Here is a 15,440-nt window from a genome sequence, read left to right as displayed (position 1 = left end):
CCCCCTGGAATACTCGATACCCACCGCGCGGCACATGTGCGTGGCGCCGGCATGGGCCGAACCGTTCAGCAAACTCTCGGACGAGGCCGGCGCTGCGGGGGAACCGCCGAACCCTCAGAGACACGATACCTGCACACGATCCCGAATGCCGCACGGAAGGCGGTTTCTCCTCCTGTGGTGACCAGGGATATACCGGAGTCGGTTTCCCTCACCGGGGATCGTCGTCACGCTGCGGCCCGACGTCAGCGGGACGGAGGGGCGGAAACCCCTTCCCGGAATGCGCACGGTGAAAGCCCAGTGCCGCTAGCTACCCTGACAGGACGAACACAGAGTGATGTTCCCAACATGCTGTGAAATGAGGCGGTGCATTCGGCGTCGTCCGGCATGTTTCCATTCTGCTGAACAATAGAAACGAAAAACGCTCAATTAACCACGCTATGTAGTTCATTAGTACATAAAAAGTGGGGTGTGGATGTGAGGGAAACCCACCCGGGTCTCCACCCCACACCCACACCCCACAACGAATGTCCGGCGGTGACCTACTCTCCCACCCCGCACCATAGGGGCAGTACCATCGGCGCAAGAAAGCTTAACGACCGGGTTCGGAATGGCACCGGGTGTTTCCCTTCCGCTCTCACCGCCGTAACCCACACCCACACACGCACACGCGCGCGTGGGGGGACACTCATGAGGGACCAACCACCACCCACAGGCAGCAGCAATCCGTGAAATAGTGTGCGCGAACAACCATGTATCCATGGTGGACAAGCCCTCGGCCCATTAGTACCGGTCAGCTCCACCCCTCACAGAGCTTCCACCTCCGGCCTATCAACCCCATCATCTCTGGGCGGCCTTACCCCCACACAGGGGCGGGAGACCTCATCTCCAAGCAAGCTTCCCACTTAGATGCTTTCAGCGGTTATCTCTCCCGAACGTAGCCAACCAGCCATGCTCCTGGCGGAACAACTGGCACACCAGAGGTTCGTCCGTCCCGGTCCTCTCGTACTAGGGACAGCCCTTGCCAAGTCTCCAACGCGCGCAGCGGATAGGGACCGAACTGTCTCACGACGTTCTAAACCCAGCTCGCGTGCCGCTTTAATGGGCGAACAGCCCAACCCTTGGGACCAACTCCAGCCCCAGGATGCGACGAGCCGACATCGAGGTGCCAAACCATCCCGTCGATACGAACTCTCGGGGAAGATGAGCCTGTTATCCCCGGGGTACCTTTTAGCCGTTGAGCGACACCCCTTCCACACGGTGGTGCCGGATCACTAGTCCCTGCTTTCGCACCTGCTCGACACGTCCGTCTCGCAGTCAAGCTCCCTTGTGCACTTACACTCACCACCTGATTACCAACCAGGCCGAGGGAACCATTGGGCGCCTCCGTTACCTTTTAGGAGGCAACCGCCCCAGTTAAACTACCCACCAGACACGGTCCCCCACCCGGATCACGGGCGCGGGTTGAGGTGTACGACATGATCAGAGTGGTATTTCACCAACGCCTCCACCAACACTGGCGTGTCAGCTTCCCAGGCTCCCACCTATCCTACACAAACCATCCCACACACCAATGTCAAGCTGTAGTGAAGGTCCCGGGGTCTTTCCGTCCTGCTGCGCGAAACGAGCATCTTTACTCGTAGTGCAATTTCACCGGGCCCATGGTTGAGACAGCGGGGAAGTCGTTACGCCATTCGTGCAGGTCGGAACTTACCCGACAAGGAATTTCGCTACCTTAGGATGGTTATAGTTACCACCGCCGTTTACCGGCGCTTAGATTCCCAGCCTCACCCCGCAGGGCTCACCAGTCCTCTTAACGTTCCGGCACCGGGCAGGCGTCAGTCCGTATACCGCGTCTTACGACTTCGCACGGACCTGTGTTTTTAATAAACAGTCGCTTCCCCCTGGTATCTGCGACCCAGCGCAGCTCCCACCGCACGGGTGTTCACCACACCGGGCTCCCCTTCTCCCAAAGTTACGGGGACAATTTGCCGAGTTCCTTAACCATGGTTCACCCGACCGCCTCGGTATTCTCTACCTGACCACCTGCGTCGGTTTCGGGTACGGGCCGCACGCACACTCACTAGAGGCTTTTCTCGACAGCACGGGGCCACTCACTTCGCCACACCGGCTCGACATCACGCCTCACCCCACTGCAGCACGGATTTGCCTATACTGCGGGCTACACGCTTATCCCGGGACAACCACCGCCCGGTAGAGCTCCCCCTCTGCGTCACCCCATCGCTGACCCACACATGGTCGGATCCCACGCCACAACACCACCACACCCGCAGGTGCGACAGCATCATGGTGGTGGTTAGCATACCCACATGCCGGTCCGGACGCATACGCACGGGTACGGGAATATCAACCCGTTATCCATCGACTACGCCTGTCGGCCTCGCCTTAGGTCCCGACTCACCCTGGGCGGATTAACCTGCCCCAGGAACCCTGAGTCACTCGGCGCCAGGGTTTCTCACCCTGGTCTCGCTACTCATGCCTGCATTCGCACTCGCTACCGCTCCACCCCCGGTCACCCGAAGACTTCACCGCAGGCAGCGACGCTCCCCTACCAACCCCACCAACGGTGGGGCTCCACAGCTTCGGCGGTGTGCTTCAGCCCCGCTACATTATCGGCGCATAATCACTTGACCAGTGAGCTATTACGCACTCTTTCAAGGATGGCTGCTTCTAAGCCAACCTCCTGGTTGTCTCAGCAACTACACAACCTTTCCCACTCAGCACACGCTTAGGGGCCTTAGCTGGCGATCTGGGCTGTTTCCCTCTCGACCACGGAGCTTGTCCCCCGCAGTCTCACTGCTGCACTCCCACGTGACGGCATTCGGAGTTTAGCTGATCTCAGTAACCAATACGGCCCATCGACCAACCAGTCGCTCTACCTCCGCCACGCACCATGCAACGCTGCACCTAAATGCATTTCGGGGAGAACCAGCTATCACAGAGTTTGATTGGCCTTTCACCCCTACCCACAGCTCATCCCCCAGGTTTTCAACCCTGGTGGGTGCGGGCCTCCACGACGTCTTACCGACGCTTCACCCTGGCCATGGGTAGCTCACTCCGCTTCGGGTCTGCAGCATGCGACTCACGCCCCATTAGAACTCGCTTTCGCTACGGCTCCCCCACACGGGTTAACCTCGCCACACACCACAACTCGCAGGCTCATTCTTCAATAGGCACGCCATCACCACCCCAACAAGGCAGCTCTGACGGCTTGACAGCACACGGTTTCAAGACCTCTTTCACCACCCCTCACCGGGGCACTTTTCACCTTTCCCTCACGGTACTCGTCCACTATCGGTCACCAGGACGTATTTAGGCTTGACAGGTGGTCCTGCCAGATTCACACGGAATTTCACGGGCTCCGCGCTACTCGGGACCATGCCCACCGCAACCAGCGCAACTCCACCTACGGGACTCTCACCCTCTTTGGTTCCGGATCCCACCGGATTCGACTCACCACACTGGCCCCAGCGGAAGCCGGCAGACTCCCACAGGCACATCCCACAACCCCACACACGCAACAGCTGCCGCCTTGACACGCGCATGGTTTAGCCACATCCCCGTTCGCTCACCACTACTAAGGGAATCACCGTTGTTTTCTCTTCCTGCGGGTACTGAGATGTTTCACTTCCCCGCGTTACCACCAACTGCCCTATACATTCAGACAGAGGCAACCCGACACAACTCGGGCTAGGTTCCCCCATTCGGACACCCACGGATCACCGCTTGGTTGACAACTCCCCATGGACTATCGCGGTCTCCCACGTCCTTCATCGGCGCCTGGTACCAAGGCATCCACCGTATGCCACTACTACTTGGCCACCACAGATACACGATGCTCGCGCACACTATCCACAAATCAAACACCCAGCCACACACCCAACCACAACCACAACCAGACCCAGCAGACACCGCACCCGCACCAGCAGAACCAGACACCCAGCTTCCCGACACCAGCCGGAAAACCACAGCATCCAACCTGCCACCACAGGCCCACGGCACCCACCAAGACCAGCACAGTCTTCGTTGGGGTGGCCAGAAGCACCCCGCACACAGCGGTTGCTCCCTCAGACACCCAACAGCGCGCGTCCCACCCAGCACCAGCACACAGCCAACACCAAGCAGAACCTGTTCGTCTCCATGCTCCCGCTTCCCGACACCACCCGGCCGCTGCCCTCCCCCACAGGGAAAACCCCACAAGAGAAAACACCAGCACGAGCACCCATGCCGGATCCACAAAACACTGAGCCACCCACCCCAAACAACAACAACAAAAACACCGGGGCAGGCACCAGCTCCTTAGAAAGGAGGTGATCCAGCCGCACCTTCCGGTACGGCTACCTTGTTACGACTTCGTCCCAATCGCCAGCCCCACCTTCACGCACTCCCCCCACAACCGTGGTTGGGCCACACGTTTCGGGTGTTGCCGACTTTCATGACGTGACGGGCGGTGTGTACAAGGCCCGGGAACGTATTCACCGCGGCATTGCTGATCCGCGATTACTAGCGACTCCACCTTCATAGGGTCGAGTTGCAGACCCCAATCCGAACTGAGACCGGCTTTATGGGATTCGCTCCACCTCACGGTATCGCACGCCCACTGTACCGGCCATTGTAGCATGTTTGCAGCCCAAGGCATCAGGGGCATGATGACTTGACGTCGTCCCCACCTTCCTCCGAGTTGACCCCGGCAGTCTCCCATGAGTCCCCACCACCACGTGCTGGCAACATGGAACAAGGGTTGCGCTCGTTGCGGGACTTAACCCAACATCTCACGACACGAGCTGACGACAGCCATGCACCACCTGTCACCGATCCCCAAAAGGACCCACCATCTCTGATGGATTACCGGCGATGTCAAACCTTGGTAAGGTTCTTCGCGTTGCGTCGAATTAAGCAACATGCTCCGCCGCTTGTGCGGGCCCCCGTCAATTCCTTTGAGTTTTAGCCTTGCGGCCGTACTCCCCAGGCGGGGCGCTTAATGCGTTAGCTACGGCACGGAAACCGTGGAAAGTCCCCACACCTAGCGCCCAACGTTTACAGCATGGACTACCAGGGTATCTAATCCTGTTCGCTACCCACGCTTTCGCTCCTCAGCGTCAGGTCAGGCCCAGAGACCCGCCTTCGCCACCGGTGTTCCTCCTGATATCTGCGCATTTCACCGCTACACCAGGAATTCCAGTCTCCCCTACCTGCCTCAAGCATGCCCGTATCCACTGCCAAACCGGAGTTAAGCCCCGGACTTTCACAGCAGACGCGACACGCCGCCTACGAGCTCTTTACGCCCAATAATTCCGGACAACGCTCGGACCCTACGTATTACCGCGGCTGCTGGCACGTAGTTAGCCGGTCCTTATTCCCCACCTACCGTCAACCACACACCACGTGCATGGCCTGCTTCAGTGGTAAAAGAGGTTTACAACCCAAAGGCCGTCATCCCCCACGCGGCGTCGCTGCGTCAGGCTTTCGCCCATTGCGCAAGATTCCCCACTGCTGCCTCCCGTAGGAGTCTGGGCCGTGTCTCAGTCCCAGTGTGGCCGACCGCCCTCTCAGGCCGGCTACCCGTAATCGCCTTGGTAGGCCCTCACCCCACCAACAAGCTGATAGGCCGCGAGCCCATCCCCAACCAGAAAGACACCTTTCCACCACCAACCCATGCGGGCAGTGGTCATATCCGGTATTAGACCGGGTTTCCCCGGCTTATCCCAGAGTCAGGGGCAGGTTACTCACGTGTTACTCACCCGTTCGCCGCTCACCACCCCACCCGAAAGCGAGGTGGCGCGCTCGACTTGCATGTGTTAAGCACGCCGCCAGCGTTCGTCCTGAGCCAGGATCAAACTCTCCATTCAGGTCCAACACCCCCACACACCGTGCAGGGGAAAACCCAGATGGCCGAGATCCCGGCCAACCACCCAACCGGGTGGTCATGACCATTCACTAAAACCCGCCCACACCACGTGTGGGCCAGGGGCCAAAACTATCGAAGCACAAGACAAACAAACGCGCTGTTGAGTTCTCAAGAAACAACCGTCCAACCCACACAAACCCAACGGGCTCTTCCGGGAAAACGGAGTTTTTAACGTTTTTCTGTGTTCTCCACATTAACAGAACGCGAACAAACTCCCAAATCCGTCGGTTTCTTGTTGATTCCTCAACTCCGACCGGATCGGACTTGCGAGACCTCTCCGCGCTCCGCTCGAGACGACCATCGGTCTTCCGCGTCGCCTCTTTCAATGGTACCGCTTCGAAGACGGTGCTTCGAACGGCTGCCTCGGGTGTCGTTGACCGACATGGCATCGGCACACATCCCGTCAGCTCGACCACGTTATCCGACAACGGGACGTTACGCGAACCGAAACGGGGAGGAAGCGTATCGATCAGGCCACAACTTCCCGAGCTCCCCTTGCAGCCCACAACAGGCCACCTAACCTTTGGTCCCGCGCGTGAGAGTCGCGGCCCGGGCGGGAGGAAACGCGTGGACCTTACCGAACAGCACACCGCACGGTGGAAACTTCTCGGACCAGGAATCGTGGCCGCAGCCACCGGAGTCGGTACCGGGGACCTCGTCGCGACCCTGGTCGCCGGAAACCAGTTCGGCTACACGCTCATGTGGGCCGTTGTCGTCGGAGCCATGGTGAAAATCGCGCTGGCGGAAGCAGCGGGACGCTGGCACCTCGCCAGCGAGAGCACCATCTTCCACGGTTGGAGCACCCTCGGCCGGTGGACCCACGTGTACTTCGCGCCGTACATCATCATCTGGGGCTTCGTGTACGGCGCGACCGCCATGTCGGCCTCAGCTTTGCCACTGGCCACACTGTTCCCCGTTCTTCCCCTCGAGGGGTGGGCGGTCATCTGCTCCCTGACCGGTCTCGTGTTCGTCTGGCTCAACAGGTACGCGGTCTTCGAAAAAGTGATAACCGCCCTCGTGGGACTGATGTTCGTCACCATCGTGGGGCTGGCCCTCTACATCGGCCCCGACGTGGTCCAGACGGTCAAGGGGTTGCGTCCGCTGCTGCCGCGGGACTCCGCCATGTACACCATGGGACTGGTCGGTGGGGTCGGCGGCACGATCACCATGGCCGCCTACGGCTACTGGGTGAACGCCAAGGGGTGGCGCGACGCCACCTGGATCAGGATGATGCGGCTGGACAACAGCGTCGCTTACATCACTACCGGCATCTTCGTCCTGGCGACGCTGGTGGTCGGCGCGGAGCTGCTGCACGCGAGCGGTATCGTCCTCACCGAGGACGACAAGGGCCTGGTGGACCTCGCGGCGATCCTGGAGCAGCGGTTCGGTCCGGTCATCTCGACGGTGTTCCTGGTCGGGTTCTTCGCCGCGGCCTTCTCGTCGCTGCTGGGAGTGTGGCACGGCGTCAGCCTGATGTTCGCCGACTTCATGGGCCATATCCGGGGCAAAGTGAACCGGCCGGTAGCGGAACGCGAACGAAGCTGGGAATTCCGCGCCTACGTGCTCTGGCTGAGCATCCCCCCGATGGTGCTGCTCCAGTTCGAACGGCCGTTCGCGCTGGCAGTCATCTACGGCGTGGTCGGCGCGTTCTTCATGCCGTTCCTGGCTCTGACGCTCCTCTGGCTACTGAACTCCTCACGGGTCCCGCGACAGTGGCGCAACGGCTGGCTGAGCAATACCGCCCTGGGCGTAGCCGGCACACTGTTCCTCGCGCTGTGCCTACACGAGCTCTGGAACCAGCTCACGAGTGTCTAGGTCCAGCGGGGCACGCGCACCGGTACCACTGCGCATGCCCCGCCCGGAACCGCACGACCCCGCCGCGTCACAGTACGTTTCGCAACCGCTCGGCGAGCTTCCGGAAGGCGATACCGCGGTGACTGATGGCGTTCTTCTCCTCCGCGCTCATCTCCGCCATGGTGCGGGTGTCACCGTCCGGCACGAAAACCGGGTCGTAACCGAAACCGTTCGTGCCCCGGGGCTTGCGCGTGACACGCCCCCGGAACACGCCCTCGACGACGTCCTCCGTACCGTCCGGGAACGAGACCGCGGCCGCGGCGACGAACTCGGCGCCCCTCCGCTCCTCCGGTGTGTCGGCAAGCTGGTCCAACACGAGTTCGAGGTTCGCGGCGTCCTTGTTCCCGCTTTCGTCCCCGAAACGTCCCGACCAACGGGCGGAGAGCACCCCTGGCATACCGTTGAGCGCGTCCACCCGCAGACCCGAGTCGTCCGCCACAGCGGGAAGACCGGTGTGGCGAGCGACAGCCCGGGCCTTCAGGAGGGCGTTCCCGCCGAAGTCCGGTTCCGTCTCGGCCACCTCGGGAGCTTCCGGGTAGGCGCCGAGGCCGGTCACCTCGGCGCTGAGACCGGCCTCGGTGAGCACGGCCTGCATCTCCGGGATCTTGTTCGCGTTGCGGGTCGCCAGGACGATGGTGATGGGTGCGGTCATCCCGTTGGCACCGGTGCGCCCTCCCGGACACTCGCGGGAGGAGCACCGTTCTCCTTCCTAAAGCTCTCGTTTCTGCCGTTCGAGCTCACATCCCCTGGTCGGTCAACCGGCGAGGGCCTTCTTCTGGTACTCGGCGAGCTGGCCGCAACCACCGACAGCGAGATCCAGCAGCTCGTCGAGGTTGGTGCGGTCGAACGGGGCGCCTTCCGCTGTTCCCTGGACCTCGACGAACTGCCCCTCTCCGGTGACGACGACGTTCATGTCCGTCTGCGCCACCGAGTCCTCCAGGTAGTTGAGGTCGAGCCGCGCTTTCCCCTGCACCATGCCGACACTGATGGCCGAAACCGAGCTGGTGAGCGGATTGTTCTTCAGGTTGTGCTTCTTGCGCAGGTATTTCACGGCGTCCGACAGTGCGACGTAAGCACCCGTGATGGCGGCGGTCCGGGTTCCGCCGTCAGCCTGGAGCACGTCGCAGTCGAGCGTGATGGTGTACTCCCCCATCGCCTTGAAGTCGACGACAGCTCGCAGGGAACGGCCGACGAGTCGGGAGATCTCGTGCGTACGCCCGCCGATCTTGCCTTTCACCGACTCCCGAGGACCGCGCGTGTCGGTCGATCGCGGAAGCATGGCGTACTCGGCGGTGACCCAGCCTTCGCCGGTGCCACGGCGCCACCGTGGGACACCGTCCTCGACTGTGGCGGCGCACAGTACGCGGGTATCGCCGAATTCCACCAGGGTGGACCCCTCAGCGTGGCGAAGCCAGTTCCGGGTGAGAGTTACAGGTCGCAGTTCATTCGGAGCGCGTCCGTCGGGTCGAGCCATAGCTCGAGCCTATCGGTGTTCGCACTCGTCTGGTCCGCTTCCGGTCCTGGAAGGCGGTCGACAGGGCAGGGGCCCGTTCCGAGTCCCCGCAGCACGTCCGCTCCCCGCACCCGGAACAAGCCTCAGCCGCCGTCTCCGCCGTCTCCCGGCATTCGTACGATGGCGTTGGTTCACCAGCCCCCGACCCCGGGTCCCCGTCCCGCAGAGGGAAACCATGCAGCGAACGAAACCCTCCCCGTCCCCCACGGCACTTTTCCGCCCGCTCGGCCGTATGGGCACGCCCGTAGCGTGCTGCCTGCTGCTGGCCGGGTGTGGCCTACCGCTGACCCCCTCCGCCGGGGAGTCCTCCGAGCCCTCGGAAACAGAGAGCGCGTCCCCGTCGTCCGAGGAGAGCAGCCCGGACACCGAGGAGTCCAGCGCGGAACCGCCGGAGCCGACGACCGAGTCCCCCGAGCAGTCGGGGTTCCGGGTGCCGGAGGACTGCTCCGCGACCAAGGACGCGAACGTGGTGTCGGGGAACGTGTCCGGGGACCCCACACTCACGGAGGAGGATCTGCAGGAAGACTACGTCACCTGCGTTTTCGCGGACTCGGCAGCGGGGTTCGCCCTGGTGCTCTCCTACACCGACGGAGTGAGTCTCGCGGACCTCTCCGGGCTCACCGAGAACCTCGAGGACCTCTCGGAGGAGGACCTTCCGGAGGGAGAGTCGATGCCCGACATCCCGGAGACGTACACCACCTCGGAGGTGGAGGAGCTCGACGGCCTGTTGCAGAGCGTCCCGGACGAGGAGCTGCAGCCGTTGCAGGAGGAGGGGCTCGACGAGGCGCACGGTGTTCGGTTGCACCTGCCGGGCGGCGTTGTCCTCGACGCGGTGACCAACGCGAGCGAACCGCCTGATGAGGAGCTGGAGCAGCTCCTCACCGACGCGGCCCTGGAGATCCAGCAGGAGTGAACCGCCCGCGGAGCGGGACGGCGGGCTTCAGCCGTCCCCCGGGCTCCCCAGCTCGTACACCGCTCCCGGGCGGGCCAGCTCGACGGGTCCGGCGAACGCGCTCCGTGCTTCGGTGAGGGTGCAGGCGTCGTCGTTCCACGGGACCAGATGGGTGAGCAGGAGCCTGCGCGCTCCGGCCCGGCGCGCGTGCTCCCCCGCCTCGCTTCCCGTGAGGTGCATGTCCTTGGGGTGTTGCCGGTGGTCGTGGAACGAGGCCTCGCACAGGAAGAGGTCGGTGTCCCGCGCGAGGTGGAGGAGCTCCTCGGAACAGCCGGTGTCTCCCGTATAGGTGAGGGTCGACCCCGCGTGCTCCAGCCGGATACCGAAGGCCTCGACCGGGTGGTTGACCTGGTCGACCCGGGCGGATATGGGTCCGATACGTACCGGGCCGGGGGCGAGTTCCCGGAACTCGAAGGTTTCGGTCATGCCGGGGTCCGGGTCCAGACCGTAGATCTCGGCCATCCGGTCGGCGACGCCGGAGGGACCGTACACGGGGATACGGGGCTTGCGTCCGCCGGGGGGATAGGTGCGCGCCACCCAGTAGGAGCAGAGGTCGACGCAGTGGTCGGTGTGCAGGTGACTGAGGTACACCGCGTCGATCCGGTAGATGTCCGTGTAGTGTTGCAGCGCGCCAAGCGCCCCGTTCCCCAGGTCGAGGAGGAGCCGGAAGCCACCCGCCTCCACCAGGTAACAGGAGGCGGGATTACCGGGTCCGGGGAAGCTTCCCGATGAGCCGATGATGGTAAGTCGCACGTCGCATTTGCCTTTTCCGTAAGGGACCTCCACGGCAGGTGCGCAGAGGACGATACCGCGGAGGTGATCAACTCCGTAGTACGGGTCTACCCCACTCACCGCGCGACGCGTCGGGAATGTGGTCCGCGTCTCACGCGGTGTGTGTCACATGGGCAAACGCCCGCCGGGGGTCCACAATCACGCGCTCCTCACCGTCAGCGTCCGGAACGGGCGAGTTGCCGGCTCTGCGCGACCAGAGTGCCTTTCCCGTCCCAGAGGTCCACGGTCTCGTCGAACCATCCGTCGCTGATCACCTCGGCCCGGGCGAGGAACATGAGCGGGCCCGGTTCGGGGACGGCCCGCATGTGCCAGGTCAGCTCCACGGTGGGCGACCAGCGCCAGGATCCGAGGGCGGCCACGACGGGAGGAAGGGCGTCCACGGCGAGGGGGAGGAACCCGCACGGGTCCTCGGTCGCGCCTCCGTCGCGTTCACTGGGCTGCACGTAACCGGCCAGCTCGGGCACCCGCTCGGCCCCCCGGCCCCGCAGGCGCTCCCAGGTGGTCGGCGTGTAGAACTGGTCGACCCGTTCCGAGAAGGCCGGGACGGAGTCCTGCCCCGACCGCGGCTCGTACCTGTAGCACTGGTCGAGCGTCGGGATCGAGGGGAACGGGGCCTGGTAGTCGGGTACGGCCGCGGCGTCGACCTCGGCGCAGGAAATGGTCGCGACCACGAGTTGAGCACCGTGTTGCGCGGCTGCCACCTGCAGGGTTGTGACCCTGCGTCCCGTTTTGAGGGTGGTGGCTTCGACGTGGAGCCTGCCCTCACCCGCGGGTCGGAGGAAGTGGAACGCGGAGGAGACCGCGTGCGGGTGGGAGGACTCGGCAAGAGCGGCCGCCTGCATGATCGCCATGAGGTAGCCGCCGTTCATCGCGTCACCGATGAGGTAACCCGCGTCGAGGTCGGCGGTGTAGCTTCCGGGGCCTGCCGCGGTGATCGCGGTGGCGGAGTCGAAACGCGTCATGCCTCCCATTCAACCGAACACCGTTCAGTCCGGTTGCGGCGGGCCGGACCATCGCCCGGCCCGCACGGCCGTTCCGGGGAAACCGCCGGGTGGTGGGACGGGTGTTCGTCACCCGTGTTCCGAGGGCCTACGCCCAGAGCTGACCTTCCAGTTGCTCCTCGGCTTCCTCGAGCGTTCCCTCGTAGGCACCGGTGGAGAGGTACTTCCACCCCCCGTCGGCGATGACGAACGCTATGTCGGCGCGCTCACCGGCTTTCACCGCCTTGCGGGCCATTCCGAGCGCCGCGTGCAGCGCTCCGCCGGTGGAGATACCGGCGAACAGGCCTTCCGACGTCAGTAGCTCGCGGGTACGTTGCAGAGCGGCTTCCGAGGGGATCGAGAACCGGGTTGTCAGTACGGACTCGTCGTAGAGTTCGGGTATGAAGCCCTCGTCGATGTTACGTAGTCCGTAGACGAGTTCGCCGTAACGCGGCTCGGCCGCCACGATCCGCACGCCCGGTTGGTGCTCGCGCAGGTAGCGACCGACGCCCATCAGGGTGCCGGTCGTCCCCAGGCCGGCGACGAAATGCGTGATGCCGGGAAGGTCCGCCAACAGCTCCGGCCCGGTCGTCTCGTAGTGGGCACGGGAGTTCGCCTCGTTGCCGTACTGGTACAGCATGACCCAGTCGGGGTGCTCGGCGGCCATCTCCTTGGCGACGCGTACCGCCTCGTTCGATCCGCCCTCGGCAGGGGAGAAGTGGATCTCGGCGCCCCACATCTCCAACAGCTGCCGGCGCTCGGCCGAGGTGTTCTCGGGCATGACGCAGACCAGCCGGTAACCGCGCAGTTTCGCGACCATCGCCAGAGAGATCCCCGTGTTACCGGAGGTGGGCTCGAGGATGGTGCAGCCGGGAGAGAGCCGGCCCTCCTTCTCCGCCCGGTCGATCATGAAGAACGCGGCGCGGTCCTTGATCGAACCGGTCGGGTTGCGGTCCTCGAGTTTCGCCCACAGCCGGACCTCCGGAGAGGGCGACAGGTTGGGCAACCCGACGAGCGGCGTGCGTCCCAGCGAGTCGAGGAGAGAGTCGAAACGCATGGCGGGTCAGCGGGTGCCGCCGGCCACGGCCGGCAGGATCGTCACGGTGTCGCCGTCGGAGACGGCGCTCTCCAGCCCGTCGATGAACCGAACGTCCTCGTCGTTGAGGTACACGTTGATGAAGCGGCGCAGCTTCCCCTCCTCTACCAAACGCTCGGCGATCCCGGGATGGCGCTTGTCGAGGTCGGTGATGAGCTCGCCGAGCGTCGCGCCCTCCCCCTCGACAGCCTTGGCGCCGTCGGTCAGGTTGCGCAGGATGGTGGGAATGCGGACCTCGGTGGCCATGGGCTTTCTCCAGTAAGACGTCGGTGCGGGTCGTTGTGCGGATGGCCCTCGCCGGCGCGGCGGCCGGAGTGGATGCCGCCGCGGGCGAGGTTGCGGCGTTCGCCGGTGTTCAACAGGCGCGGTCCGGCGTTGATTCCGGGGCGGACCGTCCGGAGGTCAACCGGCGTGGTGCGTCTCGTCGATGTGCACGGGCTCCTCGGTGACCTCGCCGTCGACGATGCGGTAGGAACGGAACTCGACGGTTTCGGGATCGCGGGTGGACACCAGCACGTAGTGCGAGTTCGGCTCGGAGGCATACGAGATGTCGGTCCGCGAGGGGTAGGCCTCGGTCGCGGTGTGCGAATGGTAGATGACCACCGGTTCCTCGTCCCGGTCGTCCATCTCCCGCCAAACCTTGAGTTGTTCCTTGGAGTCGAACCGGTAGAAGGTCGGGGAGCGCTCGGCATTGATCATCTCGATGAACCGCTCGGGCCGGTCGGACCCCTCCGGCCCGGCGACGACGCCACACGCTTCGTCGGGGTGATCGCGGCGCGCGTGAGCCACGATCTTGTCGTGAATCGAGCGATCAATCCTCAGCATGGCCCTCAGCGTAGCCGAGAGAATATCCCTACCCACCCACTGGGTAGGTTGTTTCGCTCCCTCCCGTCACTCCGTGCCGTGCAGGGCCTGTACCAGGCTCTCCTGGAGCCCTCCGAGCCAGTCGTAGATGTGCATGGCGGCCTCGTCCGACTCGTTGCTCTGCTTCTCCCCGTTCAGGTAGGCCTCGTAGGTCTCCTCGTCGGCACCTATCCGGGTGCCGAGGGCGAGTCGGACGTCGTTGAGTGACTTCATCCAGGCGTGCGCCCGTTCCGCGTCCAGGGTGACCGTCCCACCCGTGGAGGGGACGTCGGCGAGGATGACCTCGGCGTTGCCACGCTTGTTCTGACGCAGCCCGTCCTCGGTGTAACGGCGGAAGTCCCCGGCGGCCTCGTTGTCCCCGGTGTAGGCGTCCGGGAACAGCCGCGCGAGCACCGGGTCCTCGGGTTTCTCGCTGTTTCCGCCGATTCCGACGAGTTCGGCGAACTCGTCCTTCTCCGCGGGAGGTTCCACCAGGTCCAGGATCAGGGTCGCCATGGAACGCAGCACGGCCGCCTCGTCGGCGTCGAGCTCGATGGCGACGCCGCTCTGGTGCGAACGGAAGCCAATGGTCATCGGGATGTTGGGCGTGGTAACCCCGCAGTCCGCGGGAACGCCCGCCTCCTTTCCGGTGGTGTCTCAACGTGCCCAGCGCGACCGCAGCGCACTACCCTACGGTCCGGCCCCATGCGGTCGGAACGAAGCGGGGCGCGCCCCGTCCCCCGGACGGGGGCGACGCTTGCGCGCGGGGAACCTCTCCGTTCACCGGAGGCTGTCCGGTTACGTCTCGCTCCTACGTGTCCTGCTGCAGCGTGGCCCACAGTCCGTACTCGTGCAGTGTGGAGACGTCGCGTTCCATCTCCTCACGGGAACCGCTGGACACGACCGCGCGCCCTTTGTGGTGCACGTCCAGCATGAGCTTGTGCGCTTTGCTCTTGGAGTAGCCGAAGACGGTCTGGAAGACGTAGGTCACGTACGACATCAGGTTGATGGGGTCGTTCCAGACGATCGTGACCCAGGGAAGGTCGGGCCGCACGTCCTCCTCGGTCTCCGGCCGTTCCAGTTCGACCGGTTCCGTCGTCATCGTTGTGTCGGGCGTGGTTCCCGAACTCGTCCGGGAGCCTGTGCCCTCCTCCCTTCTCGTGGTGTCGACGTGTCCTGGCCGCGTGTCCGGCGTGTGGCACCGCGAGCCCCTTCGCCGCGGCGCCCCGCACTCTCCGGGAACGTCACGGGCGCACGACAGGCCCTCCGCTGGTGCGGACCGGCCCCCGTGGGGGTGTGCCGTGCCCCGGACACACCGCGCACGGGCGGGTATGAGCACCGGGCCACCCGGCACGGTATCCGCCTTCGCGCCCGTGAGGGGCCGTGGCACCGTCACCGGATGCACCGCCGGGAATCCTCCCACGGGTTTCCCCCGCGCGGGGCCCCGCACTGCGGTTTCCCGTCCGCTTTCCCGGGCGGACGGG

The 15,440-nt window shown here is 64.2% G+C and carries 11 protein-coding genes and 3 rRNA genes; 2 read left to right on the top strand and 12 right to left on the bottom strand.

Annotated elements, in window-relative coordinates; genetic code table 11:
- Positions 1-526 precede the first annotated feature (526 nt).
- From rrf to FHX37_RS03475, 3 genes are all read right to left on the bottom strand, one after another.
- Positions 527-645: ribosomal RNA gene (gene rrf, locus FHX37_RS03485) — 5S ribosomal RNA — on the bottom strand.
- A 114-nt stretch (positions 646-759) separates the two neighbouring features.
- A 23S ribosomal RNA gene (locus FHX37_RS03480) occupies positions 760-3,840 on the bottom strand.
- A gap of 481 nt (positions 3,841-4,321) precedes the next feature.
- Positions 4,322-5,867 (bottom strand): 16S ribosomal RNA (locus FHX37_RS03475).
- The 16S, 23S and 5S rRNA genes sit together here, the layout of an rRNA operon.
- Positions 5,868-6,493: 626 nt before the next feature.
- Between FHX37_RS03475 and FHX37_RS03470 the strand changes: the two genes are divergently transcribed.
- Positions 6,494-7,741 carry an Nramp family divalent metal transporter gene (locus FHX37_RS03470; protein WP_141922062.1) on the top strand — a complete coding sequence of 416 codons (1,248 nt, stop codon included), beginning with the start codon at positions 6,494-6,496 and terminating at the stop codon, positions 7,739-7,741.
- Between the two features lie 67 nt (positions 7,742-7,808).
- On the opposite strand, the gene rdgB is transcribed toward FHX37_RS03470, so the two are convergent.
- Complete coding sequence (rdgB, locus tag FHX37_RS03465; protein WP_141922060.1) at positions 7,809-8,432, bottom strand: RdgB/HAM1 family non-canonical purine NTP pyrophosphatase; 624 nt, start codon at positions 8,430-8,432, stop codon at positions 7,809-7,811.
- A 102-nt stretch (positions 8,433-8,534) separates the two neighbouring features.
- Positions 8,535-9,254: a ribonuclease PH gene (rph, locus tag FHX37_RS03460; protein ID WP_141922058.1), complete on the bottom strand. Its 720-nt coding sequence runs from the start codon at positions 9,252-9,254 to the stop codon at positions 8,535-8,537.
- 271 nt (positions 9,255-9,525) lie between these two features.
- Here rph and FHX37_RS03455 point away from each other — a divergent pair, with 271 nt between their 5' ends.
- Positions 9,526-10,206 carry a hypothetical protein gene (locus tag FHX37_RS03455; protein WP_141922055.1) on the top strand — a complete coding sequence of 227 codons (681 nt, stop codon included), beginning with the start codon at positions 9,526-9,528 and terminating at the stop codon, positions 10,204-10,206.
- 27 nt (positions 10,207-10,233) lie between these two features.
- Here the strand turns inward: FHX37_RS03455 and FHX37_RS03450 are convergent, their stop codons facing one another.
- The 7 genes from FHX37_RS03450 to clpS all read right to left on the bottom strand — a co-directional run bounded on the left by FHX37_RS03450 (position 10,234) and on the right by clpS (position 15,058).
- Positions 10,234-10,998, bottom strand: a complete 765-nt coding sequence (locus FHX37_RS03450) for an MBL fold metallo-hydrolase (RefSeq protein ID WP_141922053.1) — start codon at positions 10,996-10,998, stop codon at positions 10,234-10,236.
- Positions 10,999-11,192: 194 nt separating this feature from the next.
- Positions 11,193-11,999 (bottom strand): thioesterase family protein, encoded by an 807-nt coding sequence (locus tag FHX37_RS03445; RefSeq protein ID WP_246062049.1) that lies wholly within the window; start codon positions 11,997-11,999, stop codon positions 11,193-11,195.
- Between the two features lie 127 nt (positions 12,000-12,126).
- Positions 12,127-13,074: a PLP-dependent cysteine synthase family protein gene (locus tag FHX37_RS03440; protein WP_141922049.1), complete on the bottom strand. Its 948-nt coding sequence runs from the start codon at positions 13,072-13,074 to the stop codon at positions 12,127-12,129.
- Between the two features lie 6 nt (positions 13,075-13,080).
- A complete protein-coding gene (locus FHX37_RS03435; RefSeq protein ID WP_141922047.1) occupies positions 13,081-13,359 on the bottom strand; it encodes a MoaD/ThiS family protein in 279 nt (92 codons plus the stop codon).
- Positions 13,360-13,515: 156 nt separating this feature from the next.
- Positions 13,516-13,938: a Mov34/MPN/PAD-1 family protein gene (locus FHX37_RS03430; protein WP_141922045.1), complete on the bottom strand. Its 423-nt coding sequence runs from the start codon at positions 13,936-13,938 to the stop codon at positions 13,516-13,518.
- A 66-nt stretch (positions 13,939-14,004) separates the two neighbouring features.
- Positions 14,005-14,550 carry a DUF2017 domain-containing protein gene (locus tag FHX37_RS03425; protein ID WP_141922042.1) on the bottom strand — a complete coding sequence of 182 codons (546 nt, stop codon included), beginning with the start codon at positions 14,548-14,550 and terminating at the stop codon, positions 14,005-14,007.
- Between the two features lie 217 nt (positions 14,551-14,767).
- Entirely contained in the window at positions 14,768-15,058 is a 291-nt protein-coding gene (gene clpS, locus FHX37_RS03420; protein WP_141922040.1) for an ATP-dependent Clp protease adapter ClpS, read from the bottom strand.
- Positions 15,059-15,440 lie beyond the last annotated feature (382 nt).

This window comes from Haloactinospora alba, assembly GCF_006717075.1.
GTDB lineage: Bacteria > Actinomycetota > Actinomycetes > Streptosporangiales > Streptosporangiaceae > Haloactinospora > Haloactinospora alba.
This window is presented reverse-complemented; position numbering and strand designations above follow the sequence as displayed.

What these genes read in the sequence shown, in the direction of transcription:
- rdgB (WP_141922060.1), bottom strand. Translation starts at nt 8,432, where the DNA reads ATGACCGCACCCATCACCATCGTCCTGGCGACCCGCAACGCGAACAAG.
- rph (WP_141922058.1), bottom strand. Translation starts at nt 9,254, where the DNA reads ATGGCTCGACCCGACGGACGCGCTCCGAATGAACTGCGACCTGTAACT.
- FHX37_RS03455 (WP_141922055.1), top strand. Translation starts at nt 9,526, where the DNA reads ATGGGCACGCCCGTAGCGTGCTGCCTGCTGCTGGCCGGGTGTGGCCTA.
- FHX37_RS03445 (WP_246062049.1), bottom strand. Translation starts at nt 11,999, where the DNA reads ATGACGCGTTTCGACTCCGCCACCGCGATCACCGCGGCAGGCCCCGGA.
- FHX37_RS03440 (WP_141922049.1), bottom strand. Translation starts at nt 13,074, where the DNA reads ATGCGTTTCGACTCTCTCCTCGACTCGCTGGGACGCACGCCGCTCGTC.
- FHX37_RS03435 (WP_141922047.1), bottom strand. Translation starts at nt 13,359, where the DNA reads ATGGCCACCGAGGTCCGCATTCCCACCATCCTGCGCAACCTGACCGAC.
- FHX37_RS03430 (WP_141922045.1), bottom strand. Translation starts at nt 13,938, where the DNA reads ATGCTGAGGATTGATCGCTCGATTCACGACAAGATCGTGGCTCACGCG.
- FHX37_RS03425 (WP_141922042.1), bottom strand. Translation starts at nt 14,550, where the DNA reads ATGACCATTGGCTTCCGTTCGCACCAGAGCGGCGTCGCCATCGAGCTC.
- clpS (WP_141922040.1), bottom strand. Translation starts at nt 15,058, where the DNA reads ATGACGACGGAACCGGTCGAACTGGAACGGCCGGAGACCGAGGAGGAC.